The sequence below is a fragment of the Microcoleus sp. FACHB-SPT15 genome (assembly GCF_014849525.1).
GTDB lineage: Bacteria > Cyanobacteriota > Cyanobacteriia > Cyanobacteriales > Coleofasciculaceae > Symplocastrum > Symplocastrum torsivum.
In genome coordinates this window covers 21,011-43,408 of sequence record NZ_JACJNU010000047.1, presented here as the reverse complement: position 1 = coordinate 43,408, position 22,398 = coordinate 21,011, and the positions used below count along the sequence as shown (strand labels likewise).

Below are 22,398 nucleotides of genomic sequence, written 5' to 3'. Positions count from 1 at the left end.
CGTAAACAAAAATGAGTTCTTTAAAGCTTTCTGCTAAACGGCGTGCGCTGCTTGAGGTGTTGCTTAAAGAGAAAGGGGTAGATTCTTCGCCTTTTGAACGGATTTCTCGCAGAAACAGTAGCGACCCTGTTCCACTATCCTTTGCTCAAGCAAGGCTGTGGTTTCTCGATGAGTTAATGTCAGGCAGCCCTTTGTTCAATATCTCTACTGCCCTTCGCCTGAAAGGGTCACTCAATGTGGCGGCGTTTGAGCAGAGTTTGAATGAAATCATCAAGCGTCACGAAGCTTTGCGAACCAATGTTGTCAAAGTTGATGGGCAACCCTTTCAGGCGATCGCACCGACCTCGACCTTAACCTTACCCGTGGTGAACTTACAGGAATTCCCTGAGGTTGAGCGAGAAGCTGAAGTCTTAAAGTTAGCTCGTGATGAAGCGGGACGACCGTTTAATTTGGAACGCGATCGCTTATTACGAGCTATACTGCTACGGTTGAATGAAACCGACCATGTAGTCCTATTCACCATTCATCACCTCGTCTCCGATGATTGGTCAATCGGAATACTGATTCGAGAACTAACAGCGCTTTACGAAGCCTTTAACCGCCACCAACCCTCACCCCTACCAGAACTTCCAATCCAGTATCCAGACTTTACCCTTTGGCAGCAGCAGTGGTTACAGGGAGAGGTGTTCCAGAATCAACTCTCCTACTGGAAGCAGCAATTGGGCGGTCATCTTCCCATCCTCCAGTTGCCGACAGATTACCCTCGACCCGCAGTTGCCACCTTTCGAGGTGCGAGTCAATCCTTCTCCCTCACTGCCGAACTCACTGAAGCACTTAAGGGGCTGAGTCAAAAAGAAGATGCCACGCTGTTCATGATTCTGCTGGCAGCGTTCAAAACACTGCTGTACCGCTACACGGGAAGTGAAGATGTAGTAGTTGGTTCGCCCATTGCTAACCGCAATCGAGCGGAAATAGAAGGACTAATTGGTTGTTTTGTCAATACCTTAGCCCTGCGAACTGACCTATCCGGCAATCCCACGTTGCGAGCGTTGCTGCGTCGGGTGCGTGAAGTCACCTTAGGAGCGTATGCTCACCAGGATTTGCCATTTGAGAAGCTCGTTGAGGAACTCCAGCCAGAGCGGAACTTAAGCTACACGCCTCTGTTTCAGGTGATGTTTGTCATGCAAGACAATGTATCCATGTCTGCATTAGAGCTGTCGGGTTTGACGTGGAACGCTCTAGAAATCGACAACGACACCACGAAGTTTGATTTAACTCTGCGCGTCACGGAAGTCGGGGGAAGACTGGTTGGAACGCTGGAGTACAGTACCGACTTATTCGACACGGACACCATCAGCCGGATGATGGGGCATTTGCAGACGTTGTTAGAAGGGATTGTTACGAATCCCGACCAACCTCTGAGTACCTTACCCCTGTTGACATTAGCCGAGCAGCAACAGCTTTTGGACTGGAATCAAATTCAGGCAGACTACCCGACGGATAAATGTATTCACAAGCTATTTGAAGCCCAGGTAGAACAGACACCCGATGCTGTTGCCGTAGTGTTTGAAAATCAGCAACTAACCTATCGGGAACTCAACCAACGGGCGAATCAATTAGCGCACTACTTACAGCAGCTCGGTGTAGAACCAGAAGTGCTGGTGGGACTGTGTGTAGACCGCTCTTTAGAAATGGTCATCGGCATCCTCGGCATTCTCAAAGCTGGCGGCGCTTACTTACCCCTAGACCCTGCCTACCCCCAAGAGCGCTTGGCTTTCATGTTGGAAGATGCTGGGGTGTCAGTACTGTTGACCCAGGAACAGCTTTTAGAAACCCTGCCGGAACATGCAGCCAAAGTCATTTGTCTAGACACAGATTGGGAATCGATACAAGTTCACAGTCCCACTTCAATCCAAACTCCACAATCTAAACTCCAAAATCCCTCCAGCCTAGCCTATGTAATTTACACCTCTGGTTCCACAGGCAAACCCAAAGGCGTTTTAGTCACTCATGCCAACGTTGTCCGTCTGTTCCAAGCAACTCAGTCTTGGTATCACTTCAACGAACGAGATGTTTGGACGCTGTTCCACTCTTATGCTTTCGACTTCTCCGTTTGGGAACTGTGGGGAGCGCTACTCCATGGTGGGCGGCTAGTCATTGTTCCTTACTGGGTTAGTCGCGAACCACAAGCGTTTTACAACTTATTGTGCAAAGAGCAGGTAACCGTTCTCAATCAAACGCCTTCCGCGTTCCGACAACTGATTCGGGCTGAAGAATCATTAGGGACAAGTAACAATCTTTGCCTGCGTTGGGTCATCTTCGGTGGAGAAGCGTTGGAACTGCAAAGCCTAAAGCCTTGGTTTGACCGTCATGGCGACCAGTCCCCTCAGTTGGTCAATATGTACGGCATTACAGAAACAACCGTACACGTTACCTATCGTCCTATAACTGTTGCTGACCTCAGCCAAACGGGAAGCGTTATCGGCAATCCCATTCCCGACTTGCAAGTATACGTGCTGGATAAACACGTCTCACCTGTCCCTATTGGAGTAGCAGGAGAACTGTACGTCGGCGGGGCGGGGGTGGCGCGTGGCTATCTCAATCGTCCGGAACTTACGGCTGAGCGGTTCATGCTCAACCCCTTTAGCGACAATCCAGAGGCGCGACTTTATAAAACTGGAGACTTGGCGCGTTATCTTCCTAACGGAGATATCGAGTATCTGGGGCGAATTGACCAGCAGGTGAAGGTGCGAGGATTCCGTATCGAGTTGGGAGAGATTGAGGCAGCATTACGAGAGCATCCCAGCGTGAGGGAGGCTGTAGTTCTGGTTCGGGAGGATAGTCCGGGTGACAAGCAGTTGGTGGCTTATGTAGTACCTAAACCGGAACAGGCTCTTACTGTCAGTGAATTGCGTAGCTTTTTAAGGGAAACGTTACCTGAGTACATGGTGCCATCAGCGTTTTTAATGCTTGATGCTTTACCACTAACTCTTAATGGCAAGGTTGACCGCCGTGTGCTTCCCGCACCGGATACAGCTAGACCGGAATTAGACGAAGCGTTCGTGGCTCCCCGTACTCCAGAAGAACAAACTCTAGCTGACATTTGGAAACAAATTCTCGGCTTAGAGCGGGTAGGCATCCACGATAACTTCTTTGCATTGGGCGGGGATTCTATCCGCAGCATCCAAGTTCAGTCTCTTGCCCAGAAACAAGGCTTGAATTTTTCGCTACAGCAGCTATTCCAACACCAAACAATTGACGAATTAGTTCGGGAGATTGTACCTGGAGTAGACAGCAGTGCAACCCAAGAAAGAGTTCAACCGTTTGGTCTGATTTCCCAAGACGATAGAGGTCGTCTACCAGACAGCGTGGAAGATGCTTATCCCCTTGCCAGACTTCAAGCGGGGATGATTTTCCACAGTGAGTACAATCGTGGCTCGGCAATCTATCACGATATTTTTAGCTATCACTTACAAGCACCTCTCGATCGCCAAGCGTTGCACCGTGCTATACAACAGATAGTCAATCGTCATCCGGTACTGCGAACTTCATTCGCTCTCACTGGCTTCAGCGAACCGTTGCAACTGGTTCATCACAGCATCGAGGTGCCATTACAGGTTGAAGACTTGCGCCATCTTTCTCCGGCTGAGCAAGAGGCAACCTTGGATGCTTGGATCGAAGCCGAAAAGAACAGACCTTTTGATTGGACTCGCCCTCCTCTGATACGGTTCCAGGTTCATCACCGCACAGAAGAAACATTTCAACTTACGTTGAGTTTCCACCATGCCATTCTCGACGGGTGGAGTGTGGCTTCAATGCTGACGGAGTTGTGTGAATATCTGCTCCTGAGTCGTGAAGATGAGGGTTCCCAAGCTAGCAGTATTGCGATCGCATTTCGGGATTTTGTCGCGTTAGAGCGAAATGCGATCGCTTCTGAGGAATGCCAACATTACTGGACGCAAAAACGAAGTGACAGCACGGTGACAATGCTGCCTCGTTGGCGAACATTACACCAAGCAACTAACTTACAGCAATCCTCGCGGCGCAAGAATGTTCCCCTATCATCTGAAGTGTCTGAAGGACTCAAGCAGCTAGCGAAGTTAGCCAACATTCCCCTCAAAAGCGTGCTGCTTGCTGCACACCTGCGGGTGTTAAGCGTGCTGAGCAACCAGTCAGACGTTCTAACCGGGTTAGTGTCCAATGGCAGACCGGAAGATAGCGATGGGGAACAGATTCTGGGACTCTTCCTCAACACCTTGCCATTTCGCCTGAACCTCTCGGAAAGTACCTGGATAGACTTAGCGCGAGAAACCTTTCAAGCTGAGTGCGAGTTGCTGCCCTTCCGACGCTATCCTCTAGCAGAAATCCAAAGGCACTCAGGCGGACAGCCTTTATTCGATACGGCATTTAACTTCATTCACTTCCATGTCTACCGTGATGTGCTGGGACGAGGAGATATTCAGATTTTAGATGGGACGTTTTTTGAAGAAACCAACTTAACCCTGTTAGCTAACTTCAGCGTAGACCCCTCTTCCTCGTTGATTTACTTGAGCCTTAACTGTCAGGTCGATGCTTTATGCGACGAACAGATCGAGGCAATTGGCGGTTACTATGCCAGAACCCTCGCGGCAATGGTGAACCAACCGTTTGGGCAATTTGCCGACCATTCCTTGCTGTCAACACGGGAACGGCAACAGTTGCTCGTGGAGTGGAGCAGAACTGAGGCAGATTACCCTCAATACAATTGCCTTCACCAACTTTTTGAAGCACAAGTTGAGCGCACACCCGATCGGGTTGCGGTAGTTTTTGAAGACAAACAATTAACCTACCGGGAACTGAACCAACGAGCGAATCAACTAGCACATCATTTGCAAAAGCTGGGCGTGAAGTCAGAGGTGTTGGTCGGGATTTGCGTGGAGCGTTCTTTGGAGATGCTTATCGGCATCCTCAGCATTCTCAAAGCTGGCGGCGCTTACATCCCCCTTGACCCTGCCTATCCCCAAGAGCGCTTGGCGTTCATGTTGGAAGACGCTCAAGTTTCAGTGCTGCTGACTCAACAGCGCCTTTTAGAAATACTTCCTGAACACAGAGCCGAAATCGTCTGCCTGGATGCTGGGGAAATAATACAAGCCAATGATCGCGGCTTAATCCAAAATTCCCCCCCCCAACCCCACTTGCTAAGGGGGGAGTACCAGGAAAAGCATTTATTGTTGGGGGATACACAGCAATCGCTCGAAACTCAAAATCCGTCCAACTTGGCGTATGTAATTTATACCTCTGGTTCCACAGGAAAGCCCAAGGGAGTACAAATTTCGCATCGTGCGCTTGTTAACTTCCTCTGTTCCATGCGCCAGACTCCAGGATTGACTGAGCAAGATGTACTCCTTGCGGTCACAACCCTATCGTTTGATATTGCAGGTTTAGAACTTTACTTACCCCTGATTGTCGGTGCGCGTGTGGTCATTGCTAGTCGGGAGGTAGCGGCTGATGGCATTCGGTTGTCAGAATTGCTGACTTACTCTAGCGCTACGGTGATGCAAGCAACGCCTGCAACTTGGCGACTGCTGCTAGCGGCTGGGTGGCAGGGTAACAAGCTGCTAAAAATACTTTGCGGGGGTGAAGCTTTATCACGGGAATTGGCGCATCAGTTGCTGACTCGCTGCCATTCCCTCTGGAACTTGTACGGCCCGACAGAAACGACCATTTGGTCTACCATCCATCAGGTGATGTCTGGGGATGGGTTAGTGTCCATCGGTCGCGCGATCGCAAACACTCAAGTTTACATACTAGACCACCGCTTACAACCCACTCCTGTTGGAGTTCCCGGCGAACTGTACATCGGTGGTGCGGGAGTAGCCCGTGGCTATCTCAACCGCCCCGAACTCACTGCCGAACGCTTCATTTCCAATCCTTTTAGCGACCAACCAGAGGCGCGACTTTATAAAACTGGAGACTTGGCGCGTTATCTCCCTAACGGAGACATCGAATACTTAGGGAGAATTGACCATCAGGTAAAAATTCGCGGCTTCCGAATTGAACTGGGAGAAATCGAAACTGCGTTGGCTCAATACCCAGGCGTGCAACAGACAGTCGTTCTAGCCAGGGAGGATAACCCCGGACTCCAGCGCCTAGTCGCCTATATAGTTCCTCGCGAGGAATCTACCAATCCAAAATCCAACCTCCCCATCCCCACAATAAGGGGGGAGCAAAATCCAAAATCGAATGAACTGCGGGACGTCCTGAAAAAGCAGCTACCTGACTACATGATTCCTTCTGCCTTTGTGCTGCTTCCTGCTCTACCCCTGACACCCAACGGTAAAGTAGATCGGCGCGCCTTACCCGCACCAGATGCAACGAGGCTGGCAGGAGAAACAGTGTATGTAGCACCTCGAACCCCGGTTGAGGGAGTGCTGACAAACCTCTGGGTAGAAGTCCTCAACCTAGAACGAGTAGGAATCCACAATAATTTCTTTGAATTGGGAGGACATTCCTTACTAGCTACCCAGTTGATTTCCCGAATACGGGATACGTTCCAGGTGGAGTTGCCCTTGCGCTGCCTGTTTGAATCGCCAACTATAGCTGAACTGAGCAATCGAATTGAAGCAACCCGTCAAACCGAATCGGAACGACACGCTCCGCCCCTGATAACCGTTTCGCGTTCTGGGGAGATACCCTTATCCTTTGCTCAAGCACGGCTGTGGTTCCTTGATCGCATCGCTCCCGGTAACTATGCTTACAATATTCCTGCTGCCGTGCGCCTGACTGGAGTGCTGAACGTGCAAGCATTGCAGCAGAGCCTTAACGAAATTGTCCGCCGTCACGAAGCCTTACGCACTACCTTTGCGATGGGGAACGAGCAACCCATTCAGGTTATCGCCCCCAACCTGACTCTACCGCTACCGATAGTGGATTTGCGCGAGTTATCAAAAGCCGAGCAACAGGCTCAAGTTCAGCAACTTGGCGTCAAGGAGACTCAATGCCCCTTCGACTTGGAGCGAGATCCACTAGTAAGAGCAATGCTGCTGCAATTAGGCGAAACCGAGCATATCGTACTCTTAACAATGCACCACATCGTTAGTGATGGTTGGTCAATGGGGGTACTCGTCCGGGAAGTAGCAGCACTCTACGAGGCATTTACCTGCGGGAAACCTTCTCCCTTCCCAGAATTGCCCATTCAGTATGCCGACTTTGCGGTTTGGCAGCGACAATCGTACTCCGGAAAAGCGCTAGATGCTCAGCTAAGTTATTGGAAACAGCATTTAGCTGGCGCTCCCGCTACGCTCAACTTACCCACAGATCGATCGCGTCCAGCAGTTCAGACGTTTCGAGGTGCCACCAGTCGCTTTGTGCTGCCGAAAAACTTGAGTGATGCGATCGCAACCCTCAGCCGCAAAGAAGGAGTTACTCTATTCATGCTCCTACTGGCTGCCTTTCAGACACTGTTGAACCGTTACACCAATCAGGACGACATTGTTGTCGGCACTGATGTCGCTAATCGCAACCGGAGCGAAGTTGAACCTCTAATCGGCTTTTTTGTCAACCTTTTAGTCTTGCGGACTGATGTATCTGGCAACCCCAGTTTCCGGGAGTTGCTCAAAAAGGTGCGCGAAGTCACGTTAGGCGCATATGCCCACCAAGACTTACCCTTCGCGAAGTTGGTAGAAGCTTTAGGCACAGAACGAAATCTCAACCATACCCCCCTATTTCAGGTGTTGTTTGTCCTCCAAAATGCTCCTATGCCTAGTTTGGAACTTTCTGGGCTTACCCTTACTCCCATCGGGATTGAAACTGGGACGGCAAAGTTTGATTTAGCTCTGTTTATGGAAGAAACCGAGCAAGGAATTGTTGGGACTTGGAATTACAGCACCGACCTGTTTGATGCCTCCACCATCACTCGCATGTCAGGTCACTTTGAAACGCTATTAAGCAACATTATTAAGCACCCCGATACTCCAATCAAGGCACTGGAAATGCTTTCTGAAACTGAAAAGCAACAGCAAATTCTAGAACAAGAACAACGCAAAAAGGCTAAATTCCACAAGTTCAAAAGCGTTAAACCCAAGGTGGTAAGTTTGCCTCAAGGAGATTTGGTAAAAACTGATTACCTAATCCAAGGGGAAAGTCTACCGTTAGTCATCCAGCCAACGGGTGAGGATATTGATTTTGTAGATTGGGCAAAAAGCGATCGGGAATTCATAGAAACGCAGTTACTCAAACACGGTGCAATTCTCTTCAGAGGCTTTAATATTAATTCAGCGGCTGAGTTTGAAACTGTTGCTCAAGCCATTTGTCCGGAGTTATTTGGTGAGTATGGTGACTTACCACGAGAGGGTGTTGGGGGTAAAGTCTATGGTTCCACTCCTTACCCGGCAGACAAAGCAATTTTGTTTCATAACGAAAGTTCCCACCTGCAACGTTTTCCTCTAAAAATCTGGTTTTTCTGCGTCCAACCTGCACAGCAAGGTGGAGAAACGCCAATTGTAGATTGCCGGAATGTTTATCAACTTCTCGATCCAAAACTGCGAGAACAATTGGCTACTAAGCAGCTCATGTATGTCCGCAACTACATCGAAGGGTTAGATGTAAGCTGGCAAGACTTCTTTAGAACCAGGGATAAAGCAGTGGTTGAAGAGTATTGCTCTAAAGCAGGAATTGATTTTGAATGGCTTCCAGAAAATGGGTTAAGAACTCGCCAAATTCGACCTGCGATCGCAAAACACCCAAAAACGAATGAACTGGTCTTTTTCAATCAAATCCAGTTGCATCACGTATCATTCTTAGACTCAGCCGTCCGAGATTCTCTGTTGTCGCTGTTTGGGGAAGAAAAGCTACCACGTAATGTTTATTACGGTGATGGTTCTCCCCTGGAAGAATCAGTGATTCAGAAAATTACTGAAATTTATCAGCGATCGCAAGTCAGTTTTTTTTGGCAAAAAGGAGACATCCTGATGTTAGATAATATGTTGACTGCACATGGTCGCAATCCTTATGTTGGTTCGAGAAAAATTGTAGTAGCAATGGGACAAATGATAAATTTTTAAAACCTTACATCTCAACTAGGATTTTGTAGTACCATTAAGTCAGTAATCTTTGACTTGTACTCTATTTCAAATCCTTTGTTGTCTTAATAACGAAACAAGAGAAGACACAAAGAATTGGAGAAATCAATGACAGTTAAAATAATTGAGGGATTTCAACTTTCTCCTCAACAAAAACGGCTATGGTTGTCGCAGCAAGATAGTCTTGCTTATCAGACCCAAGGTGCTATCCTCATCGAAGGCAATCTCAATCTAGGACTTCTAAAGATAGCCCTGCAAAATGTAATCAATCGGCATGAGATTCTGCGAACGACATTTCGGCGCAAACCAGGAATTAAAGCGCCTCTTCAAGTCGTTGCGGATAGTAGTGTTCTCTCCTGCCGTGACATCAATCTAAGCGATTTAGATTCCAAGCAACAGGAATTCAAAATCGAGGAAATTCTTCAGGAAGAACGACAGAAAGCTTTCGATTTTGAACAAACATCTTTATTGCGTTCCTGCCTGCTAATCCTGTCACCCCAAAAGCATATTTTGCTCATCAGCCTGCCTGCAATCTGTGCGGATGGTAAGACACTGAAAAATCTGGTTGAGGAAATTAGTCAGTCTTATATGGCTTCCCTTCAAGGTGAAACACTGCCCGATGAAAATGAAATCGTGCAATACGTTCAATTTTCTGAATGGCAGAATCAATTACTTGAGGACGAGGATGGATTAGCTGGTAAAGAATACTGGAACAAGCAGGATTTTTCTGGGCTGACAACCCTAACTCTGCCGTTTAAAAACAAACTCAGTGATGTTTCCGCCGAATTTGAATTCAATTCTATTGAGTGTAAGCTTGAGCCTGATATCGTTGCCAAAATTGAAGTACTAGCGCAGAATTATGAAACTTTGGTTTCTACCGTTTTACTGACTTGTTGGCAGATTCTGCTGTGGCGGTTGACAGGGCAACAGGATATTATCATTGGCACGGCTTTCGATGGTCGCCCCTATGAAGAGTTAGAGCGATCGCTAGGATTATTCGCCAAGTATTTACCCTTAACTTGCTACTTCGAGACTCACTCCAAATTTAGTGAAATCTTAAGTCAAGTTAATCAATCGGTTCATGATGCTTACGAATGGCAAGAGTACTTTGCCGATACCGAGCATGATACGGATATAGGCTTTTTACCTTTTGGTTTTGAGTATGAAGAATGGTCATCTCAAGACTCGGAAGCTGCTGTGCATTTTTCACTGTACAAACACTACATCTGTCTCGACCGATTCAAAGTAAAACTTTCCTGCAATCGTTACGATGACTCAGTAGTAGCTGCATTTCAATACGAGAAAAGTTATTTTTTAGAAGATGATATTAAACGTCTGGTAGAACGGTTTCATACTTTAGTGGAAAGCGTTGTCAGTAATCCAGAAGCGGCTGCGATTAAGCTAAATATTTTGAGCGATCGCGAACGACAGCAGCTATTAGTTGAGTTCAACCGCACGACTACTGATTATCCAAAAGACAAGTGCATTCACAAACTATTTGAAGACCAAGCCGCGAGAACACCAAATAACATTGCCGTTGGCTTTGAAGAGCAAGAACTAACCTACCGCGAACTCAATATCCGTGCTAACAAACTAGCTCATTACCTACAGCAACTGGGCGTTAAGCCGGATATGTTAGTGGGGCTATTTGTAGAACGCTCTGTTGACTTGATTGTAGGACTGCTCGGCATTCTCAAAGCTGGGGGAGCATACCTTCCCTTAGATCCCACCTTACCCCCTTCCGGCATTGCGCTTCGGTTACAGGATGCTCAAGTGTCATTGCTCATTAGTCAAACGTCATTAGTTAAAAGCAAAGAACTGCTGACGAACGACCAAGAACAAAGGACAATCATTTGTCTAGATACAGACTGGGAGAAAATAGAGCGAGAATGCACTGGCAATCCGGCTAGCGACGTTAAACCAGAGAATTTAGCCTACGTCATTTACACCTCTGGTTCTACTGGTGTTCCCAAAGGCGTTGCGATCGAGCATCAGCAACTTCTCAACTACCTACACAGCATCCAGGAAATCCTCAATCTTCCTACTGGTGCTAGTTATGCAACGGTGTCCACCTTTGCTGCCGACTTGGGCAACACCGTTATCTTCCCCTCTTTATGTAGTGGTGGGTGTCTGCATATAGTATCTAGCGATCGCGCTTCCAATCCGCAAGCTTTAGCCGATTACTTCCAGCGCCATCCCATCGACTGCCTCAAGATTGTTCCGTCTCACCTGAAAGCCTTGCTGACTGGTGAAGACCCAAAGCAAATTCTGCCTCGCCAGCGACTAGTGCTTGGAGGTGAAGCTTGCAGTTGGGACTTAATCAGACAGATTCAGCAGCTAGCACCAGAATGTCAACTTCTCAACCACTACGGCCCAACCGAAGCCACTGTCGGTGTACTCACCTATCCAATAACCAACAATCCATCCGCTACATCTACCCCCCTTTTAAAGGGGGGATCGAAATTCGCTTCCACAGTTCCCATTGGCTGTCCCATTGCCAACACCCAAATTTATCTGCTCGACTCTGAAGGGCAACCCGTCCCCATTGGCGTACCAGGAGAATTGCATATTGGTGGTGCAGGGTTAGCACGAGGCTATCTAAATCGACCAGAACTGACTGCCGAGAAATTCGTCAATAATCCTTTTATTCCTGGAGAGCGGCTTTACAAAACCGGGGATTTAGCTCGTTACTTACCCGACGGAACTCTTGAATTTCTCAGACGCATAGACCACCAAGTCAAGATACACGGCTTTCGCATCGAGCTAGGAGAGATTGAAGCCGCATTGATGAAACACCCTGGCATCAGTGAAACCGTCGTCATAGCGCAGGAAGATGAACCAGGCAACAATCGCTTAGTTGCTTATGTAGTACCCAAACATAAATCGGCTCTAACTAGCAGTGAGTTGAGAAGCTTCCTGCTGGAGTGGTTGCCAGAATATATGGTGCCGTCTTTCTTCGTGCAGCTCAAGGCTCTACCGTTGACACCCAATGGCAAAGTCGATCGCCAAATGCTGCCAGCACCCGATGCGTCTAGACCTGAGTTGAAAGACACCTATGTATCCCCCCGCACTCCTTTAGAGGAAAAACTAGCAAACCTTTGGGCAGAAGTCCTGAAGGTCGAGCGGGTAGGCATTCACGACAACTTCTTTGAATTAGGTGGCGATTCCATTATTAGTATTCAAATCGTTGCTAGAGCGCATCAAGTTGGCATAGAACTTGCTCCCAAGCAGCTTTTTGAAAACCAGACGATTGCCGAACTTGCAGCCGTGGCTAGCCTGAATCAGGGTGTTATGGCAGAACAAGGGATGGTAACGGGTTCAGTTCCCCTTACCCCCATTCAGCACTGGTTCTTTGAACAAAATCAGCCTGACTCCCACCACTGGAACCACGCTATTTTATTGCAAGTGCAACAAGCGATCGACCCAGTGTTATTGCAGAAGGCAGTGCAGCAATTGGTAGAACACCACGACGCACTGCGCCTGCGGTTTATTGAGGCTGAATCCGGATGGGAACAGATTAATGCTGATTTCAAGAGGATGGTGCCATTTCAATACCTCGATTTATCGGCACTGTCACCAAATGAGCATAAAGCGGCTATTGAGGAAGCAGCGACTGAACTCCAAAGCAGCCTAAATCTGGCAGAAGAACCGTTGATGCGGGTTACTCTGTTTAATCTGGGTGATTCTCAGCGCCTGCTGATTGTCATTCACCACTTAGCCGTTGATGGCGTCTCTTGGCGAATTTTGCTGGAAGATCTCCAGACTGCTTACGAACAGCTAAGCCGAGGTGAAGCAATTGCACTACCATCCAAAACGACTTCGTTCAAGCATTGGGCGGAACGATTGAGAGAGTACGCGCAGTCAGAAGTTGTTCGGCAAGAGCAAGACTATTGGTTGGCTCAAGCTCAAAAATCAGTTCCCCGCTTGCCAGTGGACTATGCCGGAGGCGACAACACTGAATACTACTCAGATAAGGCTGACCTAACCCCCCCAGCCCTCCTCACTAAAGCTCCGGTTCCCTACGAGGGAATGGGGGAGTCGGACTCCCCTCTCCTTGCAGGAGAGGGGCTGGGGGAGAGGTCTCTCTTGCAAGATTGTGATAACACAGTAGCTTCAGAAAAAACGGTATCGATCGCTCTGAGTGTAGAAGAAACTCAAGCTCTACTCCAGGAAGTGCCAGCCGCCTATCGAACGCAAATCAACGACATATTGCTGACGGCACTCGCACAATCATTTGCACGATGGACGGGTGAGCGATCGCTATTAGTTGAATTAGAGGGTCACGGACGAGAAGATATTTTCAACGATGTCAACCTATCGCATACAGTCGGCTGGTTTACCACCCACTTCCCAGTGCTGTTGGATATTGGGGAAGCGTCCAACCCTGGAGAAGCGCTCAAGGCAGTTAAAGAGCAACTGCGCCGTATTCCAAATCGAGGCATTGGTTATAGCGTGCTGCGCTATCTAAACGAGAACCGGGAATTGACAGAGCAACTGCAAGCGTTGCCGCAACCGGAAGTGAAATTCAACTATTTGGGGCAGTTTGATCAAATTTTATCGGAATCCTCGCTGTTTGCACCTGCTGAAGAATCTTGTGGACAAGAACGCAGTCTGCGGGGAAGCCGAAATCGATTGCTGGTGATTAATGGATTGATTGCTTCAGGTCAGCTTCGATTGGATTGGAGCTATAGCGAGAACATTCATCAGCGAAGCACGATTGAGAATCTGGCACAGAGTTTTGTGGAAGCGTTGCGATCGCTTATTACTCATTGTCAGTCTCCCGAAGCTGGAGGCTACACGCCCTCAGATTTTACAAAAGCCAACGTCAATCAAAAAGACCTCGATCGCTTACTCGCGAAAATCAATCAAGGGAGTGACAGGGCAAGCTCATGAAAACCGACAATATCCAAGATATCTACGAACTTTCACCAGTTCAGAAAGGCCTCCTCTTTCACAGCTTGTATGCTCCTGAATTAGGACTGTATTTTTTCCAACTCAGCCATACATTGCGTGGCAATCTCAACCTTGTCGCCTTTGAACGCGCTTGGGAAAAAGTCATAGAGCGTCACACCGCCTTGCGGACTGGCTTCTACTGGGAAGAAATAGACAAACCCCTGCAAGTTGTTTATAAGAAAATCAAACTGCCTTTAGAGCAGTACGACTGGCGGGGAATTAACCCAGTTGAGCAGCAAAAGCGCTTAAAGTCTTTTCTCGATAGCAATCGCCAACGGGGGTTTGATTTTTCCCAACAATCTCTCATCCGCCTGATTCTCATTCGTCTCGCAGACGACGCTTACGAATTTATCTTCAGCAAACACCATCTCATTTTAGATGGGTGGTCACACTCATTAGTCGTCAAGGACTTTGCTCGACACTATGCAGCCTTTTGCCAAGGTAAAGAACCTCCCTCAGAACCTGGTAGTTGCTTTGGAGACTACATCAACTGGTTGCAACAACGAGATATTGCTAAAGCCGAGGCATTTTGGAGGCAAGCACTCAAGGGAGTCAAATCGTCCACTCTTCTAAATAACCTCTACGTTGACAACTTATCAAATCAAGAAGAACGATACGACGAGGAAGTTATCTATCTCTCGGAAGCGACCACAGCAGCACTGCAATCCTTAGCACGACAGCACAGGATCACGATAAACACGTTAGTTCAGGGAGCCTGGGCAATTCTCCTCAGTTACTATACGGGTAAAACCAACGTAGTCTATGGCTGTACGCTTTCGGCTCGTCCGCTAGACTTAGCCGATGCTGAATCAATGATAGGCACGTTTGTTAACTCCTTGCCTGTAGCTGTTGAGGTGGATGCTGAAGCATTTTTGTTGCCCTGGCTCCAGCAGTTTCAAGCGTATCAGGTAGAAATGCGGCACTACGACTACACCCCACTGACTCAAATTCAAGGGTGGAGTGAAATGCCGCGAGGCGTTCCTATGTTCGAGAGTATTGTTGTATTTGAGAACTACCCAGTTGCTGAGGTTTTGAAGGGCGAGCAAGGAGAACTAGAAGTTCTTGATAGTGGCTACCTTTACAAGACAAACTATCCACTAACTGTGGTTGGGTATCCAGGTTCGAGGTTGGGGCTTGGAATTAATTACGATTTTCGTCGCTTTGATACTGCCACAATTGTCGGTATCCTAGAGCATTTTCGGATAGTTCTGCAAAGTATGGCGACTAATCCTGAAGTGCGTCTTAAAGACTTGTCATTGCTGACAGCCGATGAGCAGCACATGACCTTTATGTGGGAACAAGAAGCGACGTTTGATTTGAGTTTTGCCGCCTAACGTTAAGCAGGCAGTTGTGTGCAACTCTTTCCAAAAAAGAACACTTAATTTATTACAGGCTTTCAAAATTCAATCCTTCTGATTCGACCGATTTTACGGCATACAGTCATCTCGTTTGAGCTTTTATAAGCTCCTAAACTATTCCATGAATATCTTTGAACAGCGCGAGTCAAATGTCAGAACCTATTGTCGGAGCTTCCCGACTATCTTCCATCGGGCTAAAGGGTCTATAGTCTATTCTGAATCGGGAGCCGAATACATTGATTTTCTGGCGGGTGCGGGAGCCTTAAATTATGGTCATAATAATGATTACATCAAACAGAAGGTCATCTCTTACTTAGATGCTGATGCGATCGCACACGGTCTAGACTTCTACACATCAGCTAAAGAAAAGTTTTTATCTAAGTTTTATGAAGGAGTTTTAACCCCCAAAAACCTGGATTATCAAGTTCAGTTTTGCGGGCCAACTGGAACGAATGCCGTTGAAGCAGCTTTAAAATTAGCCAGGAAAATCAAAAAAAGACCGGGAATATTCTCCTTCATGGGAGCCTTTCACGGAATGACGTTGGGGAGTTTATCCGTGAGTGGCAATACGGGGATTCGTGCGGGGATGATTGGCGCGTCCAATCCTGTAACTTTTATGCCCTATCCCTATGGGTTTATGGAAACATTTGATACCATAGAATTTATCGAATCAATCCTCAATGATGTCAATTCTGGAATTGAAAAACCAGCCGCAATCATCTTTGAAACCGTGCAAGCTGAAGGGGGAGTAATTGTCGCTCCAATCGAGTGGATGCAGAGGCTTCGAGATGTGTGTGATAGGCATGACATCTTATTAATTTGTGATGATATTCAAGTTGGTTGTGGTCGTACTGGGCCTTTCTTTTCCTTTGAACGAGCCAATATCATCCCCGATATGGTGGTGTTATCCAAATCTATCAGCGGTTACGGGTTTCCGATGTCGCTGTTGTTGATTAAGCCAGAGTTAGATATCTGGGAACCGGGCGAACATACGGGTACGTTTAGGGGAAATCAATTAGCCTTCGTTGGAGGAACAGCGGCGATTGAGTATAGAGAGATTGCTAATTTAGAGGAAGAAGTTAAGGCGAAAGAGTTCTTCTTAAAGGATTTCCTAACCAAAGAGATAGCCTCTATCAGTGACCAAATCAAGATACGAGGAATTGGACTGATTTGGGGAATTGATGTAGCCTGCTTCGGCGGAGCTAATTTTGCTAAAGAAATAACATCACGCTGCTTTGAATTGGGACTGATAGCCGAGCGAGTAGGTAGAAATGATACAGTAATCAAGATTTTGCCACCTTTAACCATTGAACTATCTACCTTGCAAAAGGGCTGCTTGATTATCAAACAAGCTTTTGATGAATGTCTGAAAAAGTAGATTTTTGTTTGTTATCAACTAGATAACTCGGCTCAAAAAAGAAATAGAACTATGCCACTTACTAACACCCTTTTTTCTCAAAAAATCTATTGGTTAAATCAACTCTCTGGTGAATTGCCGGAGACAAACCTGATAACCGATTATATAAGACCTGTGCTGTATACAGGTAAACATCAGTCTGTAACGTTTGATTTGTCTAATGACTCATCTGAATCGATCTTTAGACTCACGCAGAAGTCTAACTTTTCTATCTATTTAGTACTCTTATCAGCTCTCAATCTATTGCTGTATAGATATACAGGCAATAACGATGTGATTGTTGGTTCGCCTGTTTATAGACCTGATTCCAGTTATGAGGGAAGTAATACAATTGTTCCCCTACGCTCTAAGGTCAAAAATCAAGTTTCTTGCAAAGATTTTTTGCTGCACGTCAAAGATAGTACTATCGGTGCTTACAGTCATTACTATCCATTTGATGACTTAGTTCAACTGCTGAAGTTACCCAAAACTCAGAATCGCTGCCCGATTTTTGACATCATTCTTTTACTGAATAACATTCATGATAAAGAGGCAATCGCTGATGTTAACAACGACCTAACGATTGAGCTTGTAGTTGATAGCAATAGAATATACGGAAAAATTGAGTATAACGAGTCGTTGTTCCGAGAAGATTCGATAAAAATCCTGGCTAGGCACTACATCAAAGCCATTCAAGGTTTTATTGAAGACATCAATTCTAAAGTATCTGATGTTAATTTATTGGATGAGTTTGAAAAACATCAATTATTAGAATCATTTAACGATAATACCGGGGAGTATCCAGTTCATCAAACCCTTCACTATCTATTTGAAGAACAGGTAAGGCGAACTCCTGCTAAGATGGCTGCCAGTTTCGGAGAAACTCGATTAACCTATCAAGACCTTAATCACAAAGCGAATCAACTCGCTCGATGTTTGCAGAATCTGGGATTGGAGAAAGGAGACTTTGTTGGCATCCTCAAAGAGCGTGATATCAATTTCCTCATCGCAATTCTTGCTGTTTTAAAGGCAGGCGGAGTCTATATCCCAATTGATAGTACTTATCCGCTGAATAGAATCCAATACATGCTATCGAATAGTGAGGTGAGGATTCTCTTAACGGACTCTTCATTCTTGGAGGGATTGAGAGAACTGCTAGAACTTGGCTCTCATTTAAAATCGATTGTTTGTTTGGATGTCAAACCCGATAACCTGGAGAGTGCTAAACCAGTAGGGGTAAATATATGCGATCGCAACGATTTTGAGCAGTTCCCCAAAGACAATTTAGAGGGCACTCACAAGGGAACTGACCCAGCCTACATGCTCTATACCTCCGGCTCAACGGGATTACCGAAAGGAGCAATTATTAGACATGGAGGGGCAATCAATCATATCTATGCCCAATTTGATGCTCTAGAGTTTAATGAAAACTTTAGCTTCTTACAAAGCGCTCCTGCTTCCTCCGATATTTCGGTTTGGCAATTTCTAGCGCCAATTTTAATTGGAGGAAGAACCGTCATCATCGATACGGAAACCGTTTGCAATCCGGAACGGTTATTCAAGGTTATTCAAGACGAAAGGCTTTCGATTGTCGAACTCGTTCCAGTTGTCCTGAGAGAATTACTCAACTATATCTCTCGCTTACCGATGGCGCAAAGAGCGTTACCTGACCTGAAATGGATGATGGTAACGGGAGAATCTGTATCGGTTGAATTGGTCAATCAGTGGCTTCGCTTGTATCCCTCGATTAAAGTCGTGAATGCTTATGGGCCGACTGAGGCGGCTGATGATATCACGCAGTCTATCCTCGATAAACCTTTACCGGAAAACCAACGAACCGTTCCCATTGGTAAACCCTTAGCTAACTTAACTCTCCATATTCTTGATCAGGATATGCAACTGGTTCCGATTGGAGTTCCTGGAGAGATTTGTGTATCGGGTTTTGGAGTGGGTGTAGGGTATTGGAAAAATGAAGAACGCACGCAGTTAAGCTTTGTTCCCAACCCCTTTCCCAATCCTAAGAAAGTTTTGCCAGGGATTGATAGCGATGTTATCTATAAAACTGGGGATTTAGGACGGTGGCTTCCTGACGGAAGTATCGAATTTCTGGGACGCATCGACCATCAAGTGAAAATTCGCGGCTTCCGCATCGAACTGGGAGAAATTGAGGCGCTGTTGAGTCAGCATCCAGCCGTGCGGGAGACTGTGGTTGTGGTTAGGGAAGATGTACCGAACCAGAAGCGTTTGGTAGCTTATATTGTTCCTGACGAACAACCCGAAAATCCAAAATCGAATGAGTTACGTAACTTCCTGAAAGACAGGCTACCAGAGCATATGGTGCCCTCTGCTTTCGTGCTGCTGGAAACGCTGCCGTTAACCCCTAGTGGTAAGGTAGACCGTCGCGCACTGCCCGCACCCGATTCAGCACAACCGCAGTCAGACGAAACCTTTACAGCACCTCGCACGCCAATTGAGGAAAGTTTAGCCAATATCTGGGCGCAGGTGTTAGGTCTCGATCGCGTTGGCATTCACGATAATTTCTTTGAATTAGGCGGGGACTCGATTCTCTGCATTCAAGTTATTGCCAAAGCTCATCAAGCGGAACTCAATCTCACCCCCAAGCAGTTATTTCAAAACCAGACAATTGCTGAATTGGCAAAGGTTGTGGGAACCAGCCAAGTTATCGCAGCAGAACAAGGACTGGTGACTGGGGAAGTCCCGCTCACACCGATTCAGCATTACTTCTTTGAACAAAACCAGCCTGACTCGCACCAGTGGAATGAGGCAGTTCTGCTGGAAGTCAAGCAAGCTCTTGACCCCAGACTATTAGAGCAGGCTGTGCGGCAGTTGCTCATCCACCACGACGCGCTCCGCCTGCGGTTTGAGCGAACGGAATCCAACTGGACACAGATTAATGCTGAACCGGACGAGACAGTTCCTTTTTCCTGGGTGGATTTATCAGGGATAGCGGCAGAGAAGCAAGCATCTGCCCTTGAGACAACTGCCAGCGAACTACAAGCCAGCCTGAATCTATCGTGTGGTCTTCTGGTACGAGTGGCTCTGTTTAATCTGGGTGCAGAAAAAACAAACCGCCTGCTGCTGATTATTCATCACATTGCCGTTGATAGCTTGTCTTGGCGGATTTTAGTGGAGGATTTGGAGACAATCTATCAGCAACTCAGCCAAGGAAAAACCATTACCCTGCCTGCCAAAACAACCTCATTCCAGCAGTGGGCGCAACAGTTGCGGGAGTATGCCAATTCAGCAGTGGTGCAGCAGGAGTTGGACTACTGGCTGAGTTCGAGCCGCAAGCCGATTTCCCGTCTTCCCGTAGATTATCCAGATGGTGTTAACACCCAGGCTTCAGCCCGCACGGTGTCCATCACGCTAAGTAGTGCAGAAACCAAAGCACTGCTCCAAGACGTGCCAGCCGTCTATCGCACCCAAATCGATGATGTGTTGCTCACGGCATTAGTACATGCATTTGCCAATTGGACGGGAGAACGTTCGCTACTCGTTAACCGAGAAGGTCACGGACGGGAAGAAATTTTTGATAATGTAGACCTGTCGCGCACTGTGGGTTTATTCTCCTCGATTTTCCCAATGCTGTTGGATCTGGGAGAAGCGTCTAATTCTGGGGAAGCCTTGAAAGCTGTCAAAGAGCAACTGCGGAGCATCCCAAATCGAGGAATTGGCTATGGTTTGCTGCGCTATCTCAGCGATAACCGTGAAATTGTCGAGTCATTGCGATCGCTTCCCTCAGCTGAGGTTGTATTCAATTACCTGGGGCAGTTTGACCAGACGCTTGCAGAATCTTCGCTATTTAAATTAGCGCATGAATCAACGGGTTCGTCCAACAGTCCGCGAAACTACCGCGCTCATCTGCTGAGTTTCACGGCTTATGTTGTTGGCGGACAGTTGCAACTGAGTTGTGCTTACAGCGAGGCAGTGCATCGTCAGTCAACCATTGAGGCGTTGATCCAGGGATTTGTAGCACAAATGCGATCGCTCATCGCTCACTGTCAGTCCCCAGACGCTGGAGGCTATACTCCGTCTGACTTCCCCTTAGCAAAACTCACTCAACAAAAACTCGATGAATTGCTCGGCAGTTCTCGGCAAATCGAGGATATCTACCCCCTCTCCTCTATCCAGCAGGGCATCCTCTTCCATACCCTTTACGCCAAAGAGGTGGGAGTGTATTTCGAGCAGATGCTCTTCACCATTCGCGGCAATCCCAATATCTCAGCCTTGAAGCAAGCTTGGGAGCAATTAATCGCTTCGCACCCCGTTTTACGCACGTCTTTTCACTGGGAAAATCTCGACTCACCCCTGCAAATCGTCCATCAGCGTGTCGAACTACCGTGGCAGCAGTACGACTGGCGGATGCTATCATCCGTTGAGCAGCAAGAGCAGTTGGAAACGTTCCTTCATAGCGATCGCAAACAAGGCTTCGAGTTTTCTCAAGCTCCCCTCATGCGCCTCACGCTCATCCAAGTAGCTAAGGATGACTACTACTTTATCTGGAGCAATCACCACTTGCTCATCGATGGTTGGTCTATTCCTTTGCTATTCAAGGAAATTTTGACCTCTTACCAAGCGTTCCACAATGGTCAAACCCTCTCCCTAGAACCGTGTTATCCCTACCGCAACTACATCACCTGGTTGCAGCAGCAGGACTTGTCTCAATCTGAAGCATTCTGGCGGAAGATGCTCAAAGGGTTCACCACTCCCACACCTGTAGGACAGAACCGAACTACCGGGAGTCGTCTCGACCATAAGCAAGGATATGATAAACAAGCGATCGAGCTATCTACCGCAACGACAACAGATCTCCAGTCTCTTGCTCGAAAATATCAGCTAACACTGAACACCCTAGTTCAAGGAGCATGGGCGCTACTGCTGAGTCTCTCCAGTGGTGAGTCGGATGTAGTGTTTGGAGCGACTGTATCCGGGCGTCCGCCTACCTTGGTAGGAGCCGAGTCAATCGTCGGTGTATTTATCAATACGTTACCAGTACGAGTCCAAGTTACTCCTGACGAGTTGCTACCCTCTTGGCTCAAAAACCTTCAGGAACAGCAGGTTGAGGCACGTCAGTACGAACATACCCCACTCGTGCAAGTCCATAAATGCAGCGACGTACCCCAGGATTTACCTTTGTTTGAAAGCATCGTAGTCTTTCAAAACTTACCCGTCGATTCTTCGCTAAGTCAAGGTGTAACCGACTTAGAGGTGCATTACAGCCATTCCATTACAAGGAACAGCTACCCCCTCACGTTACGAGTCGTACTTGGTGCGCGATGGTCGCTACAGATTTTATACGAATGCGATCGCTTTGAAGCTGCCACCATCAAACAGAAATTAGGACAACTGGAAACACTCCTGAGCAAAATAGTTTTCCAACCCGATGTGAAGCTAGGTGAATTAATAGAAATACTCACCGAAGCCAATCGAAAACAACAGCTCATCAAAGAAAAAGAAACTGAAAAAGCAAGTCTCCAGAAGTTAAAGCTAACTCGGCGAAAAGCTATCCGTACATAAGTCAGTCAAAAGTCAACACGGAAAAATTTAAGTAGCCGTCGTGAACTGCCTACACCAGAAGGCATAAAAATTCTTACTTCTTCCGCCCCTTGCC

General features: G+C 47.1%; 5 protein-coding genes. All 5 read left to right on the top strand.

Features of this window, described 5'->3' with window-relative positions; genetic code table 11:
• Positions 1 to 11: 11 nt before the first annotated feature.
• The 5 genes from H6F98_RS15405 (at position 12) to H6F98_RS15385 (ending at position 22,304) form a co-directional block, all read left to right on the top strand.
• The gene (locus tag H6F98_RS15405; RefSeq protein WP_192219585.1) at positions 12 to 9,041 is read left to right on the top strand and encodes a non-ribosomal peptide synthetase; all 9,030 of its coding nucleotides are present in this window, start codon (positions 12 to 14) and stop codon (positions 9,039 to 9,041) included.
• 126 nt (positions 9,042 to 9,167) lie between these two features.
• Positions 9,168 to 13,952, top strand: a complete 4,785-nt coding sequence (locus H6F98_RS15400) for a non-ribosomal peptide synthetase (RefSeq protein WP_192219584.1) — start codon at positions 9,168 to 9,170, stop codon at positions 13,950 to 13,952.
• Positions 13,949 to 15,346 (top strand): condensation domain-containing protein, encoded by a 1,398-nt coding sequence (locus H6F98_RS15395; protein ID WP_192219583.1) that lies wholly within the window; start codon positions 13,949 to 13,951, stop codon positions 15,344 to 15,346. The genes H6F98_RS15400 and H6F98_RS15395 overlap by 4 nt, the downstream gene beginning before the upstream one ends.
• A 145-nt stretch (positions 15,347 to 15,491) precedes the next feature.
• Complete coding sequence (gene ectB, locus H6F98_RS15390; protein ID WP_192219582.1) at positions 15,492 to 16,748, top strand: diaminobutyrate--2-oxoglutarate transaminase; 1,257 nt, start codon at positions 15,492 to 15,494, stop codon at positions 16,746 to 16,748.
• A gap of 51 nt (positions 16,749 to 16,799) precedes the next feature.
• Positions 16,800 to 22,304: a non-ribosomal peptide synthetase gene (locus H6F98_RS15385; protein WP_192219581.1), complete on the top strand. Its 5,505-nt coding sequence runs from the start codon at positions 16,800 to 16,802 to the stop codon at positions 22,302 to 22,304.
• The last annotated feature ends 94 nt before the right edge of the window (positions 22,305 to 22,398 follow it).